This window comes from Burkholderia cenocepacia, from assembly GCF_900446215.1.
Taxonomy (GTDB): Bacteria; Pseudomonadota; Gammaproteobacteria; order Burkholderiales; family Burkholderiaceae; genus Burkholderia; species Burkholderia cenocepacia.
On record NZ_UAQZ01000006.1, the window covers coordinates 1 to 22,299 of the forward strand.

Sequence of the window (22,299 nt, forward strand, 5' to 3'; positions counted from 1 at the left end):
GAATTTGCCGACGCTGCCTCTGATCATCATGGTCGCGGAGGCGGAGCAGGATATTTATGCTGCGTGGCGACGTCGTGCGGAGACGATCGGCCTGCTGGTTGCGACGTTCGGCGCAGCGTTCATTGCGCTATCCGTGTTTCTCGGTGTGCAACTGCGGCGTCGGATGCGCGCGGAATCCGAGCTTGAGTTGCTGGCACGCACCGACGGGCTCACCGGTCTTAACAATCGCCGCAGTTTTGGGGAAGTTCTGGACCGGGAGTGGCGCCGTGCGCGACGAGCCCATTCCGTTTTTTCATTGCTGTTTGTCGATGTCGATCGTTTCAAAGCCTACAACGACACCTATGGTCACCAGGCGGGGGACGATGCGCTGGCTGCAGTCGCGCGCTGCTGCATCGGCGAAAACATTCGCCGACCGACCGATACGGCGGCTCGCTACGGCGGAGAGGAATTCGTCGTGTTGCTCCCTGACACGCCACCGACGGGGGCAGCCCAGACTGCTGAACGAATACGCGCGGCGATCAACGAACTGGCGCTCGAGCACGCCGGAAGCGAATACGGGCGTGTGACTGCCAGCATCGGGTTGGCGAGTTGGACACCGGATCAGGACGGCGATCCCGGTGCGGTCATCAAGGCGGCCGACGAGGCGTTGTATTACGCGAAGGCAGCCGGTCGGAACAAGGTTTCCGCTTTCCAGTCGTCGATTTGACGGTGATTGGACCCGAGCAGGAGTCTCAACGTTACTTTGGGCTCGGGTATGTCGGTGCGTCTACGTAGACGCACGATTCCATGACGAATCGTTGCGCGCGAAATTCGGTCGGAAGTCATGTCGAACGGGAATGAGCGATGCTGCTGCTTGCCGGCATCTTTGAATCGTCTTTCCGGAGATCGATATGACTTCAGATGCGAATGAGCGGGGCACACGCGGATCGCCACGAAATTTCTTGACATGTCGCACCGGCGAACTCGACGTGGCCTACGAAGTATCGGGCCCGCTTGACGGACCGCCGCTGGTCCTTGTCCACGGATGGCCCGACGATGTTCAGTGCTGGGACAAGACTATCCTGGACCTCGGATCGAGTGGTCAGCAGTTCCGAATCTACGCGCCCTATCTGCGTGGATCGGGCCCGACACGCTTCTTGAATGGCGACACGATGCGCAGCGGCGCAATTGCAGCGCCGACCCTTGATTTGTCGTTCGTGGAAGCGCTGGATTTGACGAACGTCCTCCTCCCGACTGGGAGCGCGCGCGGGGTAGCGTCGCGGCGCTGTTTCCGAAAGAATAAACGGTATGGTTACCGCCGCGGCGGGCTATGCCACCGCGATGCCGGCCAACGAAATGCCCTATGAAATAACGACCGCGCGACGACGTGGAATATATCGAGAGGATCGCGAACGGTTGTGCAGTACTTGTGGCACAGCTGGTCGCCCGCTTGGCCCGACAGGAGAGGCGACTTTCAAGCCCATGATCGGCTCTCTCGACAATCCCCGACTGGGCGACATCAGCCTTCATGCTTACCGACAGCGCTGGCATGATGCGCCGGGCGCAGGTCAGCACGAGCAGATAGAACGACAATTGGCGGCTTCGCCGATGATCCCTGTCGACACCATCATGCTCCAGGGTGCGGAGATCGTGACAATTTGCCCGTCACGTCTGAAAACAAGGAGCGGTACTTTTTCCGGGCACTATGAACGCCGCCTGCTGCATGGAATAGGACACTTCGTCCGCGCGAGGCGCCAGATGTCTTTGCGGAGGCCATACGCGCGATTGCCGGGCGGTGAGCTCATGATCCTGCGGCCTGACGACCGGAAGAGAGGTTTCCTGCATCACCTGAAGCCGTCGCGCACGGCGCACGCGACGTGTCGCAAGCCATCATCACCCATCCACCGGCTGCGCCGGCGTCTCGAGCTTCAACTGATAGAACGCCGCATCGAGCCAGCGGCCGAACTTGAAGCCCGCCTCCGCGATCGTGCCCGCGTGCACGAACCCCAGTTTCGTATGCAGCGCGATGCTGCCGGCATTGGTCGCGTCGATGCAGCCGACCAGCACGTGCACCTGCGCTTCGCGGCGGCCCGCCGGACCACTTCGCGCAGCAGCCGTTCGCCGAGCCCGCGACCGCGCTGGTCGTTGCGCACGTAGACGCTGTGTTCGACCGTGTACTTGAACGCCGGAAACGCGCGGAACGTACCCCAGCTCGCGAAGCCGAGCAGTTCGCCCGCTGCGTCGACGGCGCCGAAAACCGGGAAGCCGCCCGCGCGTTTCGTCGCGAACCACGTGACCATCGCTTCCGGCGGGCGCGGTCGATAGTCGTACAGCGCGGTCGAGTTCACGATCGCGTCGTTCAGGATCTCGAGGATGGCCGCCGCGTGTTCGGCCTCGCTGCAATCGATCAGGCGCACGTCGTCGCGCTGCGTCGGGGAATTCATACGGGTTCCTTCCTGTTGGCTCTGAATCGGTTCCACAGACGATGCGCGCGTCACGTGCTCCCGCACGCCGGCGGCGGAGGCATCGCAGATCGCGACGACATAGCGCGCGGCATGCGACACGGATTGCTGAAGATCAGCGGCTGGTCGAGCCGCATGGCCAGACAGTCGCCTTCGTGAAGTTCGTGCAGCACGTCGCCGAACGTGACGTCGACGCGGCCGCTGATGATCCACACCTGCTGATGCAGCGCGCTTTCGCGCCCCGCCGCTGTCGTACGCGACGCGCGCGCCGGGCGGGAAATCGACCTCGACGAGCTGGATCGGCGACGGCCAGCCGCCGGCGACAGGTTGCGGCGCACATAGCCGGACGCCGGGTCGCGCCATTCGGCCTGCTGCGCGCGCCCGTGCGAGCGGCTGGGCGGGCGCGTCGTCCCGGTCGCCGCCGAACAGTCCGGCCAGCGACACGCCGAGGCCGGCCGCGAGCTTGTCGAGCACGACGGCCGTCGGGCTGGCCGACGCGCGTTCGATGAGCGAGATCATCGAACGGCTGACGCCGGAACGCGCTGCCAGCGTGTCGAGCGTGTAGCCTCGAACGGCGCGCAGGCCGCGCACGCGCCGGGCAATGCGCTCGTTGATGCCGGTATCGTCGGCCGCGGTGATCGCTGATTCTTTCATAATGGATTTATTGTCCAGCAAGCTGGAATTCGATGTCAACGGTATTTCCCGCAGCGGGGCGGCAGGAGGCGAGACACGAACGGCTTGCCCGGTCGTCTTGCGCAGCGTAATATACGAAACAGCTACGTTTAGTTTAATTGGGGATATATGGGCATCATCAAGATTTCCGAGCACATGCATGAGCGGCTGCGCTCGACGAGCACGGCGCTGAGCCGTTCGATCAACGCGCAGGCCGAACACTGGCTGCGTGTCGGGATGCTGGCGGAACTCAACCCGGCGCTGTCCTACGGCGATATCTGCAAGATGTTGATCGAGGCCGAGGCGCGGGGGCGGCGACGTGGGGCCGGCGGAGACGGCCGCGCACGGCATCGAGCAGGTGGCGTGATGGCGAAACGTGAAATTCCGATCCGCGGTGCCGCGGAAATCGCCAAGTCGCGCGAAGCCGCGAAGCTCGCGTCGCAGGTGCTGACGATGATCACCGAGTACGTGAAGCCGGGCGTCACCACCGATGAGCTGGACGCACGCTGCCGCGAATACATCATCGACGAATTGGGCGCGATTCCCGCGAACATCGGCTACCACGGCTATCCGAAGACGCTGTGCACGTCGGTCAACCACGTGGTCTGTCACGGCATTCCGACGTCGCGGCCGATGCGCGACGGCGACATCGTGAACCTCGACATCGCGGTGATCAAGGACGGCTGGTTCGGCGATACGAGCCGCATGTACTTCGTCGGCGAACCGAACGAACTCGCGCGGCGGCTCGTCGCGGCGACCTACGAGGCAATGCACGCCGGCATTCGCGCGGTGCGTCCCGGCGCGACGCTCGGCGACGTCGGTTATGCGATCCAGCAGGTCGCCCATCGTGAAGGGTTCAGCGTGGTGCGCGAGTATTGCGGGCACGGCATCGGCGACGTCTATCACGACGAGCCGCAGGTGCTGCATTACGGTCGCCCGGGCACCGGCCTGCCGCTGCGGCCGGGGATGATCTTCACGATCGAGCCGATGCTCAACGCGGGCAAGCGCGACACCCACGTGCTGGCCGACGGCTGGACGGTCGTCACGAAGGACCATTCGCTGTCCGCGCAATGGGAGCACATGGTCGTCGTGACGGAAACGGGTTTCGAGGTGCTCACCGAGGACGCGAAGCCCCAGGCGTTCTCGGCGCTTCCGGGCACGCACGCTGCCTGACACTGGCAGGGGTGCGCCGCGCACGGCGGCGTAGCGTTGCAATGGAAGCGTTGCAATGAAACGGGCCCCTTCGCGGGGCCCGTGTCGTTCACGGCGGCCGGCGCCGCGACGCCGCGGCGCTTAACCGCGCGCCTTCTCCCAAGCGTGTTCGACGAACACGCGACAGAGTGCTTCCATCCCTTGGCGGTCTTCGTCGTCGAAGCGCGCGGCGACCGGGCTGTCGACGTCCCACACGCCGATCAGCGTGCCGTCGCCGGCGACCAGCGGCACGACGATTTCCGATTCGGACGCCGCATCGCATGCGATATGGCCGGGGAAGTCGTGCACGTCGCGCACGACCTGCGTCTCGCGGGTCTGCGCGGCCGTGCCGCACACGCCCTTGCCGAGCGCGATCCGCACGCACGCGGGCTTGCCCTGGAACGGTCCGACCACGAGCTCGGTGCCGTCGAAGAAGTAGAAGCCGGCCCAGTTCAGGCGATCGAGCGAGTGATAGACGAGCGCGGAGAAATTCGCCGCATTCGCGGTCAGGTCGCGTTCGGATTCGACGAGCGCGCGCGCCTGCTCGACGAGCGTCGCGTATTGATCGGCCTTGGAGGCGGTAGGGTCGTTGGACAGCGTGAACATGGCGGAAAGCGATAGGGGTTGTGAAATGCGCACTCGCGCGTACCGCAGTCTACGGCACCCGCGCGCGCTCTGCAGCGTGTGGTCGTGCGTGACGCGGCGCGCTTGTATGTTCAGTACTGACCAGTACGGTAAAGTCTGGTGGTAGCCAGACGAGACCGTGCAGTTTGCCCCGCGCTTGGGTGTTGGAGCCCGTGACTGAGTACAAAACGCACGGTTGCCGTGCTGGTCTTCCTGAAGCCCGAACGGTTACGCGCGCCATTTACATCGAGTGCGCATGTACAAGCATGGGATCCGAAGATCATGTCTGCTCCTTCTGCCGTAACGGTCGGCATTGACGTCGCAAAAGCTCACGTCGATGTTTCCGTACTGGGTGCCAATCTGGACATCCGTCGATTCAACAACGATGCCGAGGGCCACTCGGCCCTGGCTGTTGCCCTTCAGCCGCTGAACGTGCAGTTGGTCGTGATGGAGGCGACCGGTGGCTACGAGACCGAGCTGGCGTGCGCCTTGCAAGGTGCGGGTTTGCCGGTCGCTGTCGTCAACCCTCGGCAAGCACGCGATTTTGCCCGCTCGATGGGACGTCTGGCGAAAACCGATGCCATCGACGCACGTATGCTTGCCGAACTGGCTTCCGTGCTACTGCGTCGGGACGATCTGTCCCGCTTGCTACGTCCCGTTCCCGACGAGCGGCAGCAGTGGCTGGCTGCACTGGTGACCCGACGGCGCCAACTACTCACCATGCTCCTTTCGGAGCGACAGCGGCTCCAGATCACGCCGGTTGGTCTGCATTCAAGTCTGCTGGCTATCATTGCCGCCATCCAGGCACAACTCGATGACATTGACGCTCAGATGGTCGCTCATGTACGCCAGCACTTCGGTGAACTCGACCGCCTGTTGCAGTCCACACATGGAATTGGCCCGGTATCCAGCGCCTGCCTGATCGCAGAACTGCCCGAATTGGGCCGGCTCAATCGCCGTCAGATTGCAGCCCTCGTTGGCGTCGCTCCCATTGCTTGCGATTCCGGCTTACGTAATGGGCGACGACGGGTTCAAGGTGGCCGCTTCGCGATCCGTCGCGTGCTGTACATGGCTACATTGACTGCCACACGCTACAACCCCGCCATCAGAGCCTTCTATCAACGCCTGAAGGCCGCCGGCAAACTGTCCAAGGTCGCGCTTGTTGCCTGCATGCGCAAGCTCCTAACCATGCTCAATGCCATGGTCAAAACCAACACGCCTTGGGACGATTCACTTCATCGGGCTTGACTCGGAAGACGGTTACTCAGTCGGGTTCGAGTTCGGCGAACCGTTCGGCCAGGAAATCGAGCAGCGCCCGCACCGCCGGCAGCAGCCCGCGGCGCGACGCGAACACCGCGTGCACGATTTCGCGGCGCGGCGCCCAGTCCGGCAGGACGGTCGTCAGCTCTCCGCGCGCGACTTCATCGCGCACCATCATCGTCGGCAATTGCACGACGCCGACGCCCGCGACGGCCGCCGCGCGCAGCGCGAGCATGCCGCCCGTCACGAAGCGCGGCTGGTGATGGATTTCCGCCTGCGCGCCGTCGGGCCCGCGCAGCCGCCACACGTGCGTGGACTGCGGCACGCCGTGGTCGAGACTCGGCAGGCGCGTGAGATCGGCGGGAACGGCCGGTACACCGTGCTCGCGCAGCAGTGCGGGGCTCGCGACGAGACACTGGCCGCGCTCCGCGAGCACGCGTAGCGCGAGATCGCTGTCCTCGAGCGGCGGCGGGCGCACGCGGATCGCGACGTCGATCCCTTCGCCGACCACGTCGACGCGCCGGTTGGTCGCTTCCAGGTGGATCTCGACGCGCGGGCACGCGGCCATGAACGCGGCGATCATCGTGCCGACCAGCGAATCGAGCAGCACGATCGGGCAACTGACACGCACGATGCCGCGCGGCTCCTCGTGCAGCAGCGCGATCGCCTCGTCGGCGGCGTCGGCCTCGACGAGCATCGCGCGGCAATGCGCGTAATAGGTCTGGCCGACGTCGGTGACCGTGAAGCGGCGCGTCGAACGCTGAATCAGCCGCATCCCGAGCCGCGCCTCGAGCAGCGCGATGCGCCGGCTCAGCTTCGATTTCGGCATGTCCAGCGCGCGCCCGGCCGGCGCGAAGCCGCCGTGTTCGACGACCTGCACGAAGTAATAGAGATCGTTCAGATCCCGCGCTTTATCGTTCATGAAATGGAACGCTGAGTGCGATTTCGGCAGTCTACCGGATCGTTCGTTCCATCTCTATATTGTCACTCATGGATGCGAAACACGGGTTTCGCCGCAATATGGAGAAGGGCAATGAAGAAGATCCAGGGTGTGTACAGTGCGCCGCGCGGCCATTGGGTCGGCGACGGGTTCCCGGTGCGTTCGATGTTCAGCTACCAGTCTCATGGCACGCATCTGAGCCCGTTCCTGCTGCTCGATTACGCCGGCCCCGCGACGTTCGAACCGACGACCGCGCCGCGCGGTGTCGGCCAGCATCCGCACCGCGGCTTCGAAACGGTGACGATCGTTTACGACGGCGAAGTCGCGCACCGCGACTCGACCGGTGCGGGCGGCACGATCGGCCCGGGCGACGTGCAGTGGATGACGGCCGCGAGCGGGATTCTGCACGAGGAATTCCACTCGGAGGCGTTCACGAAGCAGGGCGGCCCGCTCGAGATGGTGCAGCTGTGGGTGAACCTGCCCGCCGCGGACAAGATGGGCGCGCCCGGGTACCAGACGCTGCTGAACGCCGATATCCCGGTGGTCGAGCTGCCGGACGGCGCCGGGCGGGCGCGGATCATCGCCGGTGAACTCGACGGGCGGCGCGGCCCGGCCCGCACTCACACGCCGATCGACGTGTGGGACGTGCGGCTCGTGGCCGGCGGCCATGCGCGGTTCCCGGTCGCCGAAGGGCGGACGCTCGCGGTGGTCGTGCTGAGCGGCACCGTGCAGGTGAACGGCGAGACGGTGGCCCGCGAGGCGCAGTTCGTGCAACTCGGCCGCGACGGTAGCGACGTCGAGATCGAAGCGAACGGCGACGCGAAGCTGCTGATCCTGAGTGGCGAGCCGATCGACGAGCCGGTCGTCGGTTACGGTCCGTTCGTGATGAACTCGCAAGCGGAGATCCGTACCGCGATCGAGGACTTCAACAGCGGCCGCTTCGGCCAGATGCCGGCATGACGGCATGACGGTGTGACGAGCAGGCCCCGCGCAATGCGGGGCCTTTTTTCGCGCGTGGCACGCGGTCGCGCGCGTGGGGCGGTTCGAGGCATAATCGACGGTTGTCGCGCGCCGGTCGGCGCGCCCGAATCAGGACCGCACATGAACGCATCCGCACCTGCCGCATCCCCGCGTACCGCCGATCTCGACTGGCGCTGGAAATCCTTCGACGCGCTGACCGCGCGCGAAATCTATTCGATCCTGGAGGCGCGCAGCGCCGTATTCGTCGTCGAACAGAATTGCGTGTATCGCGACATCGACGATGCGGACCAGGCCGCGTGGCACCTGGCCGCCTTCGATCCGGCCGGCCGCCTGGCCGGCTATCTGCGCGTGCTGCTGCCCGATGCGCAACACACCGACGTGCGCATCGGCCGCGTGCTGACGACCGCCGCGTTTCGCGGCGCGGGCCTCGGCAACGGGCTGCTGTCGCGCGCGCTCGAGCATATCCGCGCGCAATGGCCGGATACGCCGGTAAGCCTGCATGCGCAGGCTCACTTGCAGCGGTTCTACGGGGCATTCGGCTTCACGCCGAGTTCGGACGTGCACGACGAGGACGGCATCCCGCACGTGTGGATGAGCAGCGCACGCGCGTGACGCGCGCCGGGCGCCGCCGCAGTCAGTGCGCGGCGCGTGCGACGGGCGGTTTGTCCGCGCGCTGCGCGGCGCGCTCGCCGATCAGGCGCCCGCGCGCGGATAGCCGCAGCCAATGCCGCAGCGCGATCAGCGCGCCGATCACGCTCATCATCGAGCCGGGAATCCACAGCAGCAGGCCGCCGATCTGCTGGTCGCGCAGCGGGCTCAGCCACGTGAACGCGCGGCCGCAGATCGAGTAGATCGGATACAGCTCGTGCGGCGTGAAGAAGATCAGCGCGCCGAGCGCGATCTGCGGCGGGATCGCCGCGACGACGATCAGGATCCGGCGGCCCGGCGACAGCCGCGCGGGCGGCGCGGGACGCGGATCGACGACGAGCCACCAGAACAGCAGCCCGTCGATCACCATGCTCCAGTTCATCACGCGATAGAGACGCCAGTCGAGCATCGCGATGAAATGGATCGGCGACAGCAGCCAGAAATAGATCAGCCCGACGAACAGCACGACCGCGACGACCGGATGGAACACCACGTCGAGCGTCGCGCGCACCGGCGCCCATGCGAGCGCGGGGCGCACGAAGCGCTGCCGCCAGCGAAACGGAATGCCCGCGCGGATCGCCGCGCCCGGATAGGACAGCGCGATGAAGAACGGCCCGAGGTGATGCAGCACGAGATGCTGCGCGCGGTGCATGAAGAATTCATGCTCGAAGAAATAGTCGAGCCGCGTATGCAGCGCGATATAGAGCGCCGTCAGCCCGAACCAGAACGAGAACTGCCGCAGCGGCGACACCTTCGCCTTTTTCACGCCGCGCGCGAACAGCACGGCGGCCGCCAGCACCGCGATGACCACGGTCGGCGACGGTTCCCACGGATCGAGCCAGTACAGGAGGTTCATCGCGCGCGCATCACTTCGTCTGGGCCGGTGATTTCACGGGGAACGGTGCATCGACCGTTTCGCCGTCGGAGAATTTCAGGCGCAGGTGCACGGTGTCGCCCGGCTTGATCGCGTGCTTCGGCTCCTCGAGCATGAAGTGATAGCCGCCCGGCGCGATGTCGACCTTGCCGCGCGCGGGGATCGTCAGCTTGTCGACCATCTCCATCTTCTGCGTCGAGCCGTTCGAGACCGTCTGGTGCAGCATGGCCATCCCGTAGTCGGGGCTGTCGACGTCGACGAGATCGACCGGCTTGTCGCTCGTATTCACGAGCGTCACGTAGCCGCCCGCGGGCAGCTTGTTCGGCAGCCAGCGCACCCACGCGTTCTGCGCGCTGATCGCGCCGGCGGCATACGCATGGGCGCCGGCGCACAGCGCGGCGACGAGGGCGAACGTCTTGAGGGTCGTTTTCGTGTTCATGGCGGAATTCAGGTCGTGGAGGCGGTGTCGATGATCCGGCGCACATCGGCGGCGATGGCGTCGGGCGAATCGCGATCGGTCGCGAGCAGGCGCGCGCGGCCGGTCGCGTCGAAGATGTAGACGGCCGAGCTGTGCGTCACTTCGTAGCCGCCGGACGGATCGCGTTTTTCCATCTGATACGCGACGCGATAGCGCTTGGCCAGCGATTCGATCTGGCCGTCGGTGCCGGTCAGGCCGCGCGCATGCGCGGCGTCGAACGCGGCGACATAGGACTGCATCGCCTGCGGCGTATCGCGCGCGGGATCGACGGAGACGAACAGGATGCGCACGTCGTCCGCCTGCGGGCCGAGCTTCGCCAGTACTTCCATCAGCCGCGCGAGGGTTTCGGGGCAGACATCGGGGCAGTGCGTGTAGCCGAAGTAGACGAGCGCGACGCGGCCGCGGAATGCATCGGCGTCGACGGGATGGCCGTCGCCGCCCGTCAGCTTGAACGACAGGTCGGGCAGGTGGCCGGTGACGTTGGTCAGGTTCCAGCGCGGCTCGTCGTGCGTGCACGCGGCGAGCGCCACGGCGGCGGCGAGGGCCGCGGCCGTGCGGATGAGGCGGGAGAGGCGCCGGTGCGGCGCGGGGCGGGCAGACGACATCCTGGGGCTCGATCGGACGATGGATAGCCGGGGCGCGATGCCATGCGCCGCGCGGCAGGCGGTTGCGACTGTAGCGCAATTCGCGCGCCTGCGTCCTTTCGAAACCCCTGCGGGGCGGGCGAGCGGGGCAATATGTCGCAGTTGACGCGGCGGGCGGCGCGGTGTTCGCGCGGCCCCGGTTTCGCCCATCTGGGGGCGCAGGCGCGGTAAGATGCGCACAACTCCATTCGCGCAGCGGCGGCCCGGCATTTTCCGGTCGCCCTCAGACTATCGAATCGATGCAATCCGTTCCGGCTTCCCTGTCCCTGACCGATACCGCGTTCTTCTTCGACTTCGACGGCACGCTCGTCGAGCTCGCGCCGACCCCCGACAGCATTCACGTTCCGCCGTCGCTGCTGACGCTGCTCGACGAGCTGTCGCGCCGCTCGCACGGCGCGGTCGCGATCGTGTCCGGGCGCGGCATCGACAACCTCGACACTTTCCTGAAGATGCCCGATCTGCCGATCGCCGGCCTGCACGGCGCGGAGCGCCGCGATGCGAACGGCGACACGCAGCGCATCGGCTTCAACGACGAACGCCTGCTGCGCATCGAGCGCGAGCTCGCGGACGTGGTCGACCGCCATCCTGGCATGCTGCTCGAGATCAAGGGCGCGGCCGTCGCGCTGCACTTTCGCAACGCGCCCGAGCGCGAGGCGGTGGCGCGCGAAGCGGCCGAGCGCCTCGTCGCCGACTATGCGGATGCGTACGTGCTGCAACCGGGCAAGATGGTGTTCGAGATCAAGCCGAAGGGCGTCGACAAGGGGCGCGCGCTGGCCGCGTTCCTCGACGAGCCGCCCTTTGCGGGCCGCGTGCCGCTGTTCGCGGGCGACGACCTGACCGACGAGAAGGGTTTCGCGGTGGTCAACGCGCGCGGCGGCCTGTCGATCAAGGTCGGCGCGGGCGAGACGTCCGCGCGCATGCGGCTCGATTCGGTCGACGCACTGCATGAGCAGATCGCATGCTGGCTCGGCGCGGGGCAGCCGCACGCATGAGCCGGCTCATCATCGTTTCAAACCGCGTCGCGCCGATTTCGGAAGGCGAACCGGCGGCGGGCGGCCTCGCGATCGGCGTCTATGACGCGCTGAAGGAAACCGGCGGCATGTGGTTCGGCTGGAGCGGCGAAGTGGTCGCGTCCGGCGCGCCGCAGCCGCAGATCCGCATCGAGGAGCGCGGGCCCGTGACGTTCGCGACCGTCGGGCTGTCGCGTCGCGATTACGACCAGTATTACCGCGGGTTCTCGAACGCGACGCTGTGGCCCGCGTTCCATTACCGCGCGGACCTGATCCAGTACGATCGCCACGAGTTCGACGGTTATCGCCGCGTCAACGTCTGGCTCGCGCAGCAGCTCGTGCCGCTGCTGCAGGACGACGACGTGATCTGGGTGCACGACTATCACCTGATTCCGTTCGCGCGCGCGCTGCGCGACGCCGGTGTGAAGAACCGCATCGGCTTCTTCCTGCACATTCCGTTTCCGGCCGCGCAGGTGCTCGTCAACGTACCGCCGCACCGCGAACTCGTCGAGTCGCTGTGCGCGTTCGATCTGCTCGGTTTCCAGACCGAGCCCGATCTGCGCGCGTTCTGCGACTACGTCGAGTTCGAGGCGGACGGCGACGTCGAGCGCGACGGGCACACGGTGCACGTCCGGGCGTTCGGCCAGACGCTGCGCGCGGCCGCCTATCCGATCGGCGTATATCCGGACGAGATTGCGTCGCTCGCGCAGGCGGGCGAACACGGCAAGGCGGTGCGCACGCTCGCGACGTCGCTGCGCGGGCGGCAACTGATCATGAGCGTCGACCGGCTCGATTATTCGAAGGGGCTCGTCGAGCGCTTCCGTGCCTTCGAGAAGCTGCTCGAACACCAGGCGTCGATCCGCAACCGCGTGTCGTTCCTGCAGATCGCGCCGTCGACGCGCGCGGATTTGCGTGCGTACCAGGACATCCGCCTGCAGCTCGAAGCGGAGTCCGGGCGCATCAACGGGCGCTACGCGGAGCTCGACTGGGCGCCGATCCTCTACATTCACCGTCAGTACGACCGCCAGGTGCTCGCCGCGCTGTACCGCCTTGCGCGTGTGGGCTTCGTGACGCCGCTGCGCGACGGGATGAACCTCGTCGCGAAGGAGTACGTGTCCGCGCAGAATCCGGACGATCCGGGCGTGCTGGTGCTGTCGCGCTTCGCGGGTGCCGCGCGCGAGCTCACGGGCGCGCTGATCGTCAATCCGATCGATATCGACGGGATGGCCGATGCGCTGTCGCAGGCGTTGACGATGCCGCTCGCCGAGCGGCGGGCGCGTTACGCGGACATGATCGCGCAGCTTCGCGAGAACAACGTGTCGGTGTGGCGCGACAATTTCCTGCGCGATCTGCAGCACGTCTGAACTATTGCTGGTGGTGCAATTGAAAAAGCCGCCGTGCGCAATGAACTGAACCCCAAAAGTTGGACGCCAACTTTTGGGGTTTTTTCATGGCGAGATATACCGAGCAGTTCAAGCTATCGGTAGTGAAGCGGTGCATCGGGGGGGAAGCCATACGCGCGGTGGCGCGAACGCATGGCTTGAGTCACTCGACGGTTTCCCAGTGGTACGCCACATACCAGGCTCATGGTAAGGACGGCGTGCGTAGGAAGTACAACTCATACGATGTGGCGTTCAGGCTCAAAGTTGTTCAGCACATGCGCGAGCATGGCGTGTCGAGCAAGGAAGCGGCGGCGCGGTTCAATATTCGCAATCCGAGCGCGGTGCTCGAATGGGCTCGCCGCTATGATGATGGTGGTTTGACTGCCCTCGCGCCGAGGCCCAAAGGCCGCCGCCCAACCGCAATGCCAAAAACACCGCCTGCTCAGCCTCTGAACCCTACCGATGGCACGGATACCCGTACCCGCGAGGACCTGCTTCAGGAACTGAACTACCTGCGCATGGAGAACGCGTATCTAAAAAAGCTGAGGGCCTTGGTTCAGGCGCAGGCTGTACCGCGCAAAAAGCGCAAATAGTGCTTGAGCTAAGGCAACAATTCCCGCTGGCTGGCTTGCTCCGGGTGGCCGGACTGGCTCGCAGCACGTTTTATTACCAGTGCAAGGCGCTGGCCGCTCCCGATCGGCATGCGAGTGTGAAAGCGAAAATTCGAGCACTGTTCGAGCAGCACAAGGGGCGCTATGGCTATCGACGCATCACGCTGGCGCTGCGCCGTCTGGGGCAGATGATTAACCACAAGACGGTTGCACGCCTGATGCGCAAGATGCAGTTGAAGTCCTGCGTGCGGGTCAAGAAGTACCGTGCGTATAGGGGCAACACGTGCAAGACGGCCCCGCATCTGCTCCAGCGCCAGTTCCATGCCGCCCGTCCGAACGAGAAGTGGGTTACCGACATCACCGAGTTCAGCGTAGGTGGCCAAAAGCTGTATCTGTCACCAGTGCTGGATCTGTACAACGGGGAGATCATCGCGTACCAGACGCATACTCGGCCAGCCTTCCAGATGGTTACTGACATGTTGCGCAAGGCTTTGCGTCGCCTGCAACCCGACGAAAGACCCATGTTGCACTCTGATCAAGGCTGGCATTATCAAATGCCCGGCTGGCGGCTCATGCTCGAGCAACGCTCGTTGGCGCAAAGCATGTCGCGTAAAGGCAATTGCCTGGACAACGCTGCCATGGAAAGCTTCTTCGGCACGCTGAAATCCGAGTTCTTCTACTTGAACCACTTCAGCAGCATTGAACAGCTACGCATCGGCTTGAAGCGCTACATCCGGTACTACAATCACGAGCGCATCAAGCTCAAACTGAAAGGGCTGAGTCCTGTGCAATACAGGACTCAGCCTCATCCGGCCTAGCCGGTAACCGTCCAACTTCGTGGGTTCAGTTCAGCAAGCACGGCGGCTTTTTTGTCGGCGCGGCGGTATGCCGGCGCGTCAGGCCACGCGTTCGCCGGTCGGCGTGCTGCCGTCCGCATGATGGCGGCCGTGCTGTTTCGCGAGCAGGTCGCGATACAGGCCGGGACGGCTGCGCAGCACGTCGGGCGGGCCGTCGTCGATCACCTTGCCGTTGTTCATCACGATGATGCGGTCGAAGTTGCGCAGCGTCGACAGGCGGTGCGCGATCGCGATCACCGTGCGGCCGACCATCAGGCGATCGAGCGCGCTCTGGATCGCTTCCTCGGACGCGCTGTCGAGCGCCGACGTCGCTTCGTCGAGCAGCAGGATCGGCGCATCCTTCAGGATCGCGCGCGCGATCGCGATGCGCTGGCGCTGGCCGCCCGACAGCTTGACGCCGCGGTCGCCGACGATCGTGTCATAGCCTTCCGGCATCGCCTCGATGAACTCCGCGCAGCGCGCGTCGCGCGCGGCGGCGAGCACTTCGTCGCGGGTCGCATCGGGGCGGCCGTACGCGATGTTGTCGTAGATCGTCCGGTGCAGCAGCGAGATGTCCTGCGGCACCAGCGCGATCGCGTGGCGCAGGCTGTCCTGCGTGATGCCCTTCACGTCCTGGCCGTCGACCATCACGACGCCGTCCTGCGTGTCGTAGAAGCGCTGCAGCAGCGCCAGCACGGTCGACTTGCCCGCGCCCGACTTGCCGATCAGCCCGACACGCTGGCCCGGCTCGATATGAAGGTCGAAGTGGTCGAGGATCGCGCGGCGGTGCGGATACGCGAACGTCACGCGCTCGAAGTCGACGCGGCCGCCCTTGGCCGACAGCGGCTGCGCATCCGAGCGGTCCGGCATGCCGTGCGGTTCGAGCAGCGTCTTCACCGCTTCGGACAGGCGTGCGACGTGCTGCGTGACGTCGACGAGCGCGACCGCGAGATCGCGCGTGCCGTGCAGGATCGTGAAGCCGAGCGAGCTGACGAGCACGATGTCGCCCGACGTCGCGCGGCCCTGGTCCCACAGCCACAGCGCCCAGCCGAGCAGGCCGGCGGACAGCATCGCGGTGATCACCGCATGCAGCAGCCGCAGTTTCTCGAGATAGAGCAGGCTCTGCTGGCGCGCATCCATCTCGGCCTTGACCGTTGCGCCGAAGCGCTTCTGTTCGCGCAGCGTCATCCCGAACGCGCGCACGAGGCCCATGTTGCCGATCACGTCGACGAGTTCGCCGTCGACGGCCGCGGCCTTCGCCGCGAACGCGTGGTGGCGCGCCGAGCCGCGGCCGGCGAGCTTGAACAGGATGACGGACAGCACGGCCGAACAGCCGAGCAGGCCGGCCGCCATCAGCGGATTGACGACGATGATCATCAGGATCGCGCCCATCACCGCGATGCACGGCGGCAGCACGTTCCACGCCATCGTGTTCTCCGACGTGTACACCGCGTTCGACGTGGCCGTGATGCGGCTGGCGAGCGTACCCGGCTGCTTCTCCGAGTAATACGTCGGCGAATGGCCGATCAGGTACTGGAACAGGTCGCGCCGCAGGTCGCCGGTGACCGCGACGAACGTATGCGCGGCGACCCAGCCGCCGACGCGCCACAGCAGGTTGTCGGCCGCGATCAGCCCGACGAGCAGCGCGAACGCGCTCCACAGCGGGCCCGGATGATGGCGCCCGGTCGCCAGCACGTCGATCAGGTGCTTGATCGCGTATTGCGAGCCGAGCGCGCAGCCGACGGCGGCCAGCACGCTGCAGAGCACGACCAGGTGCGCGACCGGGTGGCGGCGGATGTAGCGGAACAGGAACGCGATCGGCCGATGCGCGTAGCTCGACAGCTTCGCGTTGTAGGCGTTGCGCTGGGCGGGGGTGAGAGATTCCAAAATATGCGTGCGGTGATTCGGTGATTGAGCGTGGCGGCTGGATCGCGGGCCGGCGTTCGCCCGGACTGACTAATCCGGCATTGTAAACAAGGCCTGCGTTGCGCTGCGCGAATCTTGCCTTGGCCAGAGGCTCGCGATCGATTTTGAGATAAAATCCGGCATCCCGTCCTGCCGCAGGTGCCGGAATCACGCTGCCGGCAGCGGCGGGTAACGAGGATCGCCAAAAGGGCCTTCCACTCTAGAACGGACACCCGAGTCCGCGGGTTGCAAAGTGTTGCACCTTTGTAACAAAGTAAAGTGTTTGAAATGTTGTGCGCCGTATCGGGATTAACCCTAGATAATCGGCTCCGGGTTCGATTCCAGGTTTTTTTACGAACCCCTGTCAACGGGTCTTCGTTTCAAACGTTCTATGCCTGTCGCGTCGCCGACGCTCCTTGAGCAGCGCGGGTTCGACGCCCCCGGCAGGCTGATTCGTCCGACTTTCGGACGACCTGCATCCAGCCCGGACCGCCGGCAGGTTGCCGACCCATACCTGGTTTTTTGCCGATTTTTTAGGAGTTACGCATGCGAATCGCCCAAATCGCTCCGTTGCATGAAGCGGTGCCCCCGAAACTGTACGGCGGTACCGAGCGAGTGGTGTCCTACCTCACCGAAGCACTTGTCGAGATGGGGCATGACGTCACGCTCTTCGCGAGCGGCGATTCGCAGACTTCCGCGAAACTCGAAGCGTGCTGGCCGCAGGCGCTGCGCCTCGACCCGACGATCCGCGACGTGATGGCCCCGCACATGCTGCTCCTCGAGCAGGTGCGCCGCCGCGCGGAAGAGTTCGACGTCCTGCACTGCCACATCGACTACTACCCGTTCTCGCTGTTCTCGCGCCAGCCGGTCCCGCATCTGACGACGATGCACGGCCGTCTCGACCTGCCGGAACTGCAGCCGATCTTCAACGCATTCAGCGACGTGCCGGTCGTGTCGATCTCCGACAACCAGCGCATCCCGCTGCCGCAGGCGAACTGGCTGTCGACCGTGTACCACGGCCTGCCGGAAAACCTGCTGACGCCGATCCCGAACGTGAAGCCGAGCTACCTCGCGTTCCTCGGCCGTATCTCGCCGGAGAAGCGCGTCGACACGGCGATCCGCATCGCCGAGCAGGCCGGCCTGCCGATCAAGATCGCCGCGAAGCTCGACAAGGCTGACCGCGCGTACTACGAAGAGAAGATCAAGCCGCTGTTCGCGCTGCCGCACGTCGAGTACATCGGCGAAATCAGCGAGTCGGAAAAGACCGAATTCCTCGGCAATGCGCATGCGCTGCTGTTCCCGATCGACTGGCCGGAGCCCTTCGGCCTGGTGATGATCGAGGCGATGGCCTGCGGCACCCCGGTGATCGCGTTCAAGCGCGGCTCGGTGCCGGAAGTGATCGACAACGGCGTGTCGGGCTTCGTCGTCGAAGACGAACTGTCGGCCGTCGCCGCGCTCAAGCGCCTCGATACGCTGCCGCGCGAGAAGGTGCGCGCCGCGTTCGAAGCCCGTTTCTCGTCGAAGGTGATGGCGCAGAACTACGTGAAGGGCTACGAGGAACTGCTGCGCCAGAAGCGCCGCACGGTGCTCCGCGAAGTCAACGCGAGCTGATCGCGGGCCGCCGCCATACTGCGGCGCGCGGCCGTCACGACGCCCCGTCCGGGTTTTCCGGCGGGGCGTTGTCACATCTGCGGCGCGGATCTGTTGTATTCTCGCCGCGCCCGGCGCCGCGAACGGCCTTCGAAGCGGCCCGGCACGCCATCCGGCCGTCTGTCCAGACGGTAATGTCCCTATAATGGCCGTGCCGTGAAATCCGGCCGGTACGAATATCCAGAGGAGAGCAGTCTTGGCGAGAACGAAAACCACGCGCGCAGCGCCGGCCCCCGGCGCCGGCGTGATCTTCGCGTTGCGCGCGATCGGTCTCGTGCTGCTCGCGCGCTGGCTGTTCTCGATGTCCCAGATGGGCTATCGCGCGTCGCTGTCGGCGATGGTGTCGTCGCCGTGGGCATTCATCTACCTCATCCTGATCTTCCTGCTGCTCGCGCTGCCGGGCGCCGCCGCCCGGGCCGAGCGGCCGTTCCATCCGCTGCCGCAGTGGCTGCGCCAGGCGCTGCGCGTGTTCGCGCTGATCGGTTTCCTGTTCGCCGTATGGTCGATCGGCGCGTTCACGTGGGCGGCCGGCTGGCGCCGCGCGCTGCATGCGGTGACGGCAACCAACGGCTGGCTCGTCGCCGCGCCGGCGCTGTACGCGGCGATCGTATGGATCTGCCGGCCGCGGCCGCTGTGGCGGACCAACGTGGCCGCACGCCGCTTCGCGGTCGGCCGGTATGCGATCTCGCTCGACGTGCTGACGCGCACCGCGATCGTCTGGATGGAAAGCCGCAAGGTCGGCCAGTACGATGCGCGCGAACTGTCGGTGCGTTGGCCCGGTCGCGCCGCGACGCCCGCCGCGGGCGAGCAGGGCGCGCAGCCGGCGGTCGTGCCGCCGCGTCGCGGCAGCCTGTTCAATCGCCCGAAGGTGGAACTGCTGTGGGATTCGCCGGCGGCTGTCGGCCACAACCGGCAGATCGTGATGCGCACGCCGCTCGCGACCGAGGGCGACCGCGTCGCGGTGCTCGCGCTCGACGCGGCGCTCAAGCAGATCGTCTGACACGGCTCGCGCACCGGGCGCGGGCGACAAGGAGGCGGGATGATCGTCCGTTGGTTGCTGGCTGCCATTCATCTCAGTGCGTTCGGCGTCGCGTTTGCCGCGATCGCCGGGCGTAACCGCGCGTTGCGCCGGTTCATCGCATCGGCGCAGGCGGCCGATTTGCCCGGCGTGTTCAAGGCGGATGCGGTCTGGGGACTGTCCGCGCTCGTGTTGATCGCGACGGGCCTCGCGCGCGCGTTCGGCGGTTTCGAGAAAGGGACCGCGTACTACCTGCAAGAACCGCTCTTTCACCTGAAGATGACCGCGCTCGTGCTGATCCTGCTGCTCGAGATCGTGCCGATGCTGGGGTTGATCCGCTGGCGTATCGCCGCGCGGCGGCAGCAACTGCCCGATATCGGCCGTGCGCGCACCTACGTGCGGATCGGCCACTGGCAGGCGGTGCTGGTGATCGTCATCGTGTTCGCCGCGTCGGGGATGGCGCGGGGGATAGGGGCGCCCGGCTAGGGACGCCCGGTTAGGGGCGTCCGGCTAGGGGCGCCTGGCTAGGGGCACCCGGCTAGGGGCGCGCGGCTAGGGCGCCCGGCCAGATGTGACCGGGCGACGTCGCCGCCCGGCCGGTCCGCGCTCAGCGCACGAGGCAGGGGCGCTTGTTGTTGAACGTCCAGCCCGGGATCAGATACTGCATCGCCGCCGCGTCGTCGCGGGCGCCGAGGCCGTGCTGCTTGTACAGCTCGTGCGCGAGCGCGACCGCATCCATGTCGATGTCGATCCCGAGCCCCGGCCGCTTCGGCACTTCCACCAGCCCGTTCTCGATCTTCAGCGGCTCGCGCGTCAGCCGTTCGCCGTCCTGCCAGATCCAGTGCGTGTCGATCGCGGTGACCTGGCCCGGCGCCGCGGCCGCGACGTGCGTGAACATCGCGAGCGACACGTCGAAGTGGTTGTTCGAATGCGAACCCCACGTGAGGCCCCAGTCGCGGCACATCTGCGCGACCCGCACCGAGCCCTGCATCGTCCAGAAGTGCGGATCGGCGAGCGGGATGTCGACGGCGTGCAACTGCACCGCATGGCCCATCTGCCGCCAGTCGGTCGCGATCATGTTGGTCGCCGTCGGCAGCCCCGTCGCGCGGCGGAATTCGGCCATCACTTCGCGGCCCGAGTAACCGTTCTCCGCACCGCACGGATCTTCCGCATACGCGAGCACGTGATGCTGATCCCGGCACAGCCGCACGGCCTCGTCGAGCGACCATGCGCCGTTTGGATCGAGCGTCACGCGCGCGTCGGGGAAGCGCTCGGCGAGCGCCGTCACGGCTTCGATCTCGCTGGCGCCCGCGAATACGCCGCCCTTCAGCTTGAAGTCGTTGAAGCCGTAGCGCGCATGCGCGGCCTCGGCAAGCCGTACGACGGCTTCGGGCGTCAGCGCGGCTTCGTCGCGCACGCGCGTCCAGTCGTCGGTCGCGCCGCGGCCGTCGCGATACGGGAGCGCGGTCTTCGTGCGATCGCCGACGTAGAACAGGTAGCCGAGCATTTCGACCCGCTCGCGCTGCTGGCCTTCGCCGAGCAGTGCGGCGACCGGCACGCCGAGATGCTGGCCGAGCAGGTCGAGCAGCGCGGCCTCGAGCGCGGTGACCGCGTGGATCGTCGTGCGCAGGTCGAAGGTCTGCAGCCCGCGACCGCTCGCGTCGCGGTCGGCGAAGGTGCGCCGCACGTCGTTGAGCACCGCATGATAATTGCCGACCGGCTGGCCGACGACGAGCGCCCGCGCGTCGTCGAGCGTGCGGCGGATGCTTTCGCCGCCCGGCACTTCGCCGACGCCCGTGCGACCCGCGCTGTCCTTCAGGATCACGAGGTTGCGGGTGAAGAACGGGCCGTGCGCCCCGCTCAGGTTGAGCAGCATGCTGTCGTGGCCGGCGACCGGAATCGCTTGCAGGTCGACGATGCGCGGCGTGTCGGGGGAGGGCGAGGCAGTGACGGCGTTCATGGGCGGCGATGGCGAAAGAGTGGGCGATGCCGTGCGGCAAAAGCTTTGCCGCGCGCGGCGGGAGGTGCGATCATTCGACAACCGACGTGCGTGGCGCGCAAGCCCCGCATGTCGACGCAACCCGAAACGGGGTGGGAGCGACAACCGGGCCAGCGGAGCGCAGAACGCGAACGCAGGTCGATCGTCGCGCACGGGACCGGGCGGTGCTGTACAGCCGACCTGGGTCGACAGGAGATCCGTGCGCCGATCATCAGTCGTCGGATGACTTGTGACGCAGTATAATGAATCATCGGCTTTCGCTCAAACCCCGCGTAAACCCTCGGCTCACATTACGATCATTCAAAAAGGAACCGGCCACATGTCCGTGCCTACGCTTCCCGCAGCGCCGCGCCGTCGCGCACGCAGCCTCGCACAAGATGTCGTCGACGCGCTGACCGCGCAGATCGAAAACGGCACGCTGCGTCCCGGCGACAAGCTGCCGACCGAAACCGAAGTCATGGCGGCGCAGGGCGTGAGCCGTACGGTCGTGCGCGAGGCGATCTCGCGGATGCAGGCGAGCGGCCTCATCGAGACGCGCCACGGCATCGGCAGCTTCGTGCTGGAGCCGTCGCGCCGCCAGACGCTCGGCATCGATCCCGCGACGATCACGACGCTGCGCGACGTGCTCGCGGTGCTGGAGTTGCGCATCAGCCTCGAAAGCGAGTGCGCGAGCCTGGCCGCGCAGCGCGCGAACGATACCGATCTCGCCGCGCTGCGGCGCGCGCTCGACGCGATCGCGACGGGCGCGGGCGGCGGCCGCGACACCGCGCAGCTCGACTTCCAGTTCCACCTGCAGATCGCGCAATCCACCGGCAACCGCTATTTCGTCGACATCATGACGCAGCTCGGCACGTCGATCATCCCGCGCACCCGCGTGAATTCCGCGCGCTTCGCCGGCGACGATCTCGAGCGCTACGTCGGCCGGCTGAACCACGAGCACGAAGACATCTACGAGGCGATCGCGCGCCACGACCCGGAAGCCGCCCGCGCCGCGATGCGCACGCACCTCACCAACAGCCGCGAGCGGCTGCGCCGCGCGCACGAGGCGGCCGAGGCCGAGGCGGGCTGACGTTGCGTGACAGGGCCCGCGACACGGCGGGCCTACCTGGATTGCTTTAACATCAGTCGTCGTACG

General features: G+C 66.3%; 19 protein-coding genes and 3 pseudogenes. 13 read left to right on the forward strand and 9 right to left on the reverse strand.

Annotated elements, in window-relative coordinates; genetic code table 11:
• A partial coding sequence (locus DTA15_RS13560; RefSeq protein ID WP_146774344.1) for a GGDEF domain-containing protein occupies window positions 1–706 on the forward strand: 706 nt, incomplete at its 5' end.
• 1,166 nt (window positions 707–1,872) lie between these two features.
• Here the strand turns inward: DTA15_RS13560 and DTA15_RS13570 are convergent.
• Window positions 1,873–2,423 (reverse strand): annotated as a pseudogene (locus DTA15_RS13570) (GNAT family N-acetyltransferase).
• 60 nt (window positions 2,424–2,483) lie between these two features.
• A pseudogene (locus DTA15_RS13575) lies at window positions 2,484–3,095 on the reverse strand (helix-turn-helix domain-containing protein); the annotation flags it as partial.
• A 174-nt stretch (window positions 3,096–3,269) separates the two neighbouring features.
• Here DTA15_RS13575 and DTA15_RS39045 point away from each other — a divergent pair.
• Window positions 3,270–3,365, forward strand: a pseudogene (locus tag DTA15_RS39045) (TA system antitoxin ParD family protein); the annotation flags it as partial.
• A gap of 114 nt (window positions 3,366–3,479) precedes the next feature.
• Complete coding sequence (gene map / locus DTA15_RS13580; protein WP_006482199.1) at window positions 3,480–4,286, forward strand: type I methionyl aminopeptidase; 807 nt, start codon at window positions 3,480–3,482, stop codon at window positions 4,284–4,286.
• A 120-nt stretch (window positions 4,287–4,406) separates the two neighbouring features.
• Here the strand turns inward: map and msrC are convergent, their stop codons facing one another.
• Window positions 4,407–4,910: a free L-methionine (R)-S-oxide reductase MsrC gene (msrC, locus tag DTA15_RS13585; protein WP_006482190.1), complete on the reverse strand. Its 504-nt coding sequence runs from the start codon at window positions 4,908–4,910 to the stop codon at window positions 4,407–4,409.
• A 300-nt stretch (window positions 4,911–5,210) separates the two neighbouring features.
• Between msrC and DTA15_RS13590 the strand changes: the two genes are divergently transcribed.
• Window positions 5,211–6,176 carry an IS110-like element ISBcen8 family transposase gene (locus tag DTA15_RS13590; RefSeq protein WP_006476181.1) on the forward strand — a complete coding sequence of 322 codons (966 nt, stop codon included), beginning with the start codon at window positions 5,211–5,213 and terminating at the stop codon, window positions 6,174–6,176.
• A gap of 16 nt (window positions 6,177–6,192) precedes the next feature.
• Here the strand turns inward: DTA15_RS13590 and DTA15_RS13595 are convergent, their stop codons facing one another.
• On the reverse strand, window positions 6,193–7,110 hold the full coding sequence (locus DTA15_RS13595) for a LysR family transcriptional regulator (RefSeq protein ID WP_006482198.1): 918 nt from the start codon (window positions 7,108–7,110) through the stop codon (window positions 6,193–6,195).
• Window positions 7,111–7,221: 111 nt separating this feature from the next.
• Here DTA15_RS13595 and DTA15_RS13600 point away from each other — a divergent pair, with 111 nt between their 5' ends.
• Both DTA15_RS13600 and DTA15_RS13605 read left to right on the forward strand, forming a co-directional pair.
• Window positions 7,222–8,088, forward strand: coding sequence for a pirin family protein (locus tag DTA15_RS13600; RefSeq protein ID WP_006482192.1), 867 nt, complete (start codon window positions 7,222–7,224; stop codon window positions 8,086–8,088).
• A 141-nt stretch (window positions 8,089–8,229) separates the two neighbouring features.
• Window positions 8,230–8,721 carry a GNAT family N-acetyltransferase gene (locus tag DTA15_RS13605; protein ID WP_006482188.1) on the forward strand — a complete coding sequence of 164 codons (492 nt, stop codon included), beginning with the start codon at window positions 8,230–8,232 and terminating at the stop codon, window positions 8,719–8,721.
• Between the two features lie 22 nt (window positions 8,722–8,743).
• Here the strand turns inward: DTA15_RS13605 and DTA15_RS13610 are convergent, their stop codons facing one another.
• Genes DTA15_RS13610 through DTA15_RS13620 form a run of 3 tightly spaced genes read right to left on the reverse strand, consistent with a single transcriptional unit; the run spans window position 8,744 to window position 10,714 of the window.
• Window positions 8,744–9,613, reverse strand: a complete 870-nt coding sequence (locus tag DTA15_RS13610) for a cytochrome c oxidase assembly protein (protein ID WP_006491689.1) — start codon at window positions 9,611–9,613, stop codon at window positions 8,744–8,746.
• 10 nt (window positions 9,614–9,623) lie between these two features.
• On the reverse strand, window positions 9,624–10,070 hold the full coding sequence (locus DTA15_RS13615) for a copper chaperone PCu(A)C (protein WP_006488671.1): 447 nt from the start codon (window positions 10,068–10,070) through the stop codon (window positions 9,624–9,626).
• A gap of 8 nt (window positions 10,071–10,078) precedes the next feature.
• The gene (locus tag DTA15_RS13620) at window positions 10,079–10,714 is read right to left on the reverse strand and encodes an SCO family protein (RefSeq protein ID WP_006488665.1); all 636 of its coding nucleotides are present in this window, start codon (window positions 10,712–10,714) and stop codon (window positions 10,079–10,081) included.
• Window positions 10,715–10,992: 278 nt separating this feature from the next.
• Here DTA15_RS13620 and otsB point away from each other — a divergent pair, with 278 nt between their 5' ends.
• The 3 genes from otsB (at window position 10,993) to DTA15_RS13635 (ending at window position 14,574) form a co-directional block, all read left to right on the forward strand.
• Window positions 10,993–11,745: a trehalose-phosphatase gene (gene otsB / locus DTA15_RS13625; protein ID WP_006488667.1), complete on the forward strand. Its 753-nt coding sequence runs from the start codon at window positions 10,993–10,995 to the stop codon at window positions 11,743–11,745.
• Window positions 11,742–13,127 carry an alpha,alpha-trehalose-phosphate synthase (UDP-forming) gene (otsA, locus tag DTA15_RS13630; protein WP_012492437.1) on the forward strand — a complete coding sequence of 462 codons (1,386 nt, stop codon included), beginning with the start codon at window positions 11,742–11,744 and terminating at the stop codon, window positions 13,125–13,127. Before otsB ends, otsA begins: the two co-directional genes overlap by 4 nt.
• 86 nt (window positions 13,128–13,213) lie before the next feature.
• Window positions 13,214–14,574 (forward strand): IS3-like element ISBcen9 family transposase gene (locus DTA15_RS13635; RefSeq protein ID WP_085964362.1). Its coding sequence is split into 2 segments (ribosomal slippage): window positions 13,214–13,679 and window positions 13,679–14,574, totalling 1,362 coding nucleotides; the frame shifts between segments, so codons are not numbered across the junction.
• A 78-nt stretch (window positions 14,575–14,652) separates the two neighbouring features.
• Here DTA15_RS13635 and DTA15_RS13640 read toward each other — a convergent pair.
• Window positions 14,653–16,479 (reverse strand): ABC transporter ATP-binding protein, encoded by a 1,827-nt coding sequence (locus DTA15_RS13640; RefSeq protein ID WP_006488673.1) that lies wholly within the window; start codon window positions 16,477–16,479, stop codon window positions 14,653–14,655.
• A gap of 564 nt (window positions 16,480–17,043) precedes the next feature.
• Here DTA15_RS13640 and DTA15_RS13645 point away from each other — a divergent pair.
• The 3 genes from DTA15_RS13645 (at window position 17,044) to DTA15_RS13655 (ending at window position 19,651) form a co-directional block, all read left to right on the forward strand.
• Window positions 17,044–18,108, forward strand: a complete 1,065-nt coding sequence (locus DTA15_RS13645) for a glycosyltransferase family 4 protein (RefSeq protein WP_006476459.1) — start codon at window positions 17,044–17,046, stop codon at window positions 18,106–18,108.
• A 235-nt stretch (window positions 18,109–18,343) separates the two neighbouring features.
• Window positions 18,344–19,147 carry a hypothetical protein gene (locus DTA15_RS13650; RefSeq protein WP_006491691.1) on the forward strand — a complete coding sequence of 268 codons (804 nt, stop codon included), beginning with the start codon at window positions 18,344–18,346 and terminating at the stop codon, window positions 19,145–19,147.
• A gap of 39 nt (window positions 19,148–19,186) precedes the next feature.
• Window positions 19,187–19,651: a DUF2214 family protein gene (locus DTA15_RS13655; protein WP_006484311.1), complete on the forward strand. Its 465-nt coding sequence runs from the start codon at window positions 19,187–19,189 to the stop codon at window positions 19,649–19,651.
• A 121-nt stretch (window positions 19,652–19,772) separates the two neighbouring features.
• On the opposite strand, the gene gudD is transcribed toward DTA15_RS13655, so the two are convergent.
• Window positions 19,773–21,125: a glucarate dehydratase gene (gene gudD / locus DTA15_RS13660; protein WP_006484312.1), complete on the reverse strand. Its 1,353-nt coding sequence runs from the start codon at window positions 21,123–21,125 to the stop codon at window positions 19,773–19,775.
• Between the two features lie 358 nt (window positions 21,126–21,483).
• Between gudD and DTA15_RS13670 the strand changes: the two genes are divergently transcribed.
• The gene (locus DTA15_RS13670; RefSeq protein WP_006484310.1) at window positions 21,484–22,233 is read left to right on the forward strand and encodes a FadR/GntR family transcriptional regulator; all 750 of its coding nucleotides are present in this window, start codon (window positions 21,484–21,486) and stop codon (window positions 22,231–22,233) included.
• Window positions 22,234–22,299: the final 66 nt, after the last annotated feature.

Coding starts and splice junctions, on each gene's coding strand:
- msrC (WP_006482190.1), bottom strand. CDS start 4,910: ATGTTCACGCTGTCCAACGACCCTACCGCCTCCAAGGCCGATCAATAC.
- otsB (WP_006488667.1), top strand. CDS start 10,993: ATGCAATCCGTTCCGGCTTCCCTGTCCCTGACCGATACCGCGTTCTTC.
- DTA15_RS13655 (WP_006484311.1), top strand. CDS start 19,187: ATGATCGTCCGTTGGTTGCTGGCTGCCATTCATCTCAGTGCGTTCGGC.
- DTA15_RS13620 (WP_006488665.1), bottom strand. CDS start 10,714: ATGTCGTCTGCCCGCCCCGCGCCGCACCGGCGCCTCTCCCGCCTCATC.
- map (WP_006482199.1), top strand. CDS start 3,480: ATGGCGAAACGTGAAATTCCGATCCGCGGTGCCGCGGAAATCGCCAAG.
- DTA15_RS13610 (WP_006491689.1), bottom strand. CDS start 9,613: ATGAACCTCCTGTACTGGCTCGATCCGTGGGAACCGTCGCCGACCGTG.
- gudD (WP_006484312.1), bottom strand. CDS start 21,125: ATGAACGCCGTCACTGCCTCGCCCTCCCCCGACACGCCGCGCATCGTC.
- DTA15_RS13605 (WP_006482188.1), top strand. CDS start 8,230: ATGAACGCATCCGCACCTGCCGCATCCCCGCGTACCGCCGATCTCGAC.
- DTA15_RS13590 (WP_006476181.1), top strand. CDS start 5,211: ATGTCTGCTCCTTCTGCCGTAACGGTCGGCATTGACGTCGCAAAAGCT.
- DTA15_RS13595 (WP_006482198.1), bottom strand. CDS start 7,110: ATGAACGATAAAGCGCGGGATCTGAACGATCTCTATTACTTCGTGCAG.
- DTA15_RS13600 (WP_006482192.1), top strand. CDS start 7,222: ATGAAGAAGATCCAGGGTGTGTACAGTGCGCCGCGCGGCCATTGGGTC.
- DTA15_RS13670 (WP_006484310.1), top strand. CDS start 21,484: ATGTCCGTGCCTACGCTTCCCGCAGCGCCGCGCCGTCGCGCACGCAGC.
- DTA15_RS13615 (WP_006488671.1), bottom strand. CDS start 10,070: ATGAACACGAAAACGACCCTCAAGACGTTCGCCCTCGTCGCCGCGCTG.
- DTA15_RS13645 (WP_006476459.1), top strand. CDS start 17,044: ATGCGAATCGCCCAAATCGCTCCGTTGCATGAAGCGGTGCCCCCGAAA.
- otsA (WP_012492437.1), top strand. CDS start 11,742: ATGAGCCGGCTCATCATCGTTTCAAACCGCGTCGCGCCGATTTCGGAA.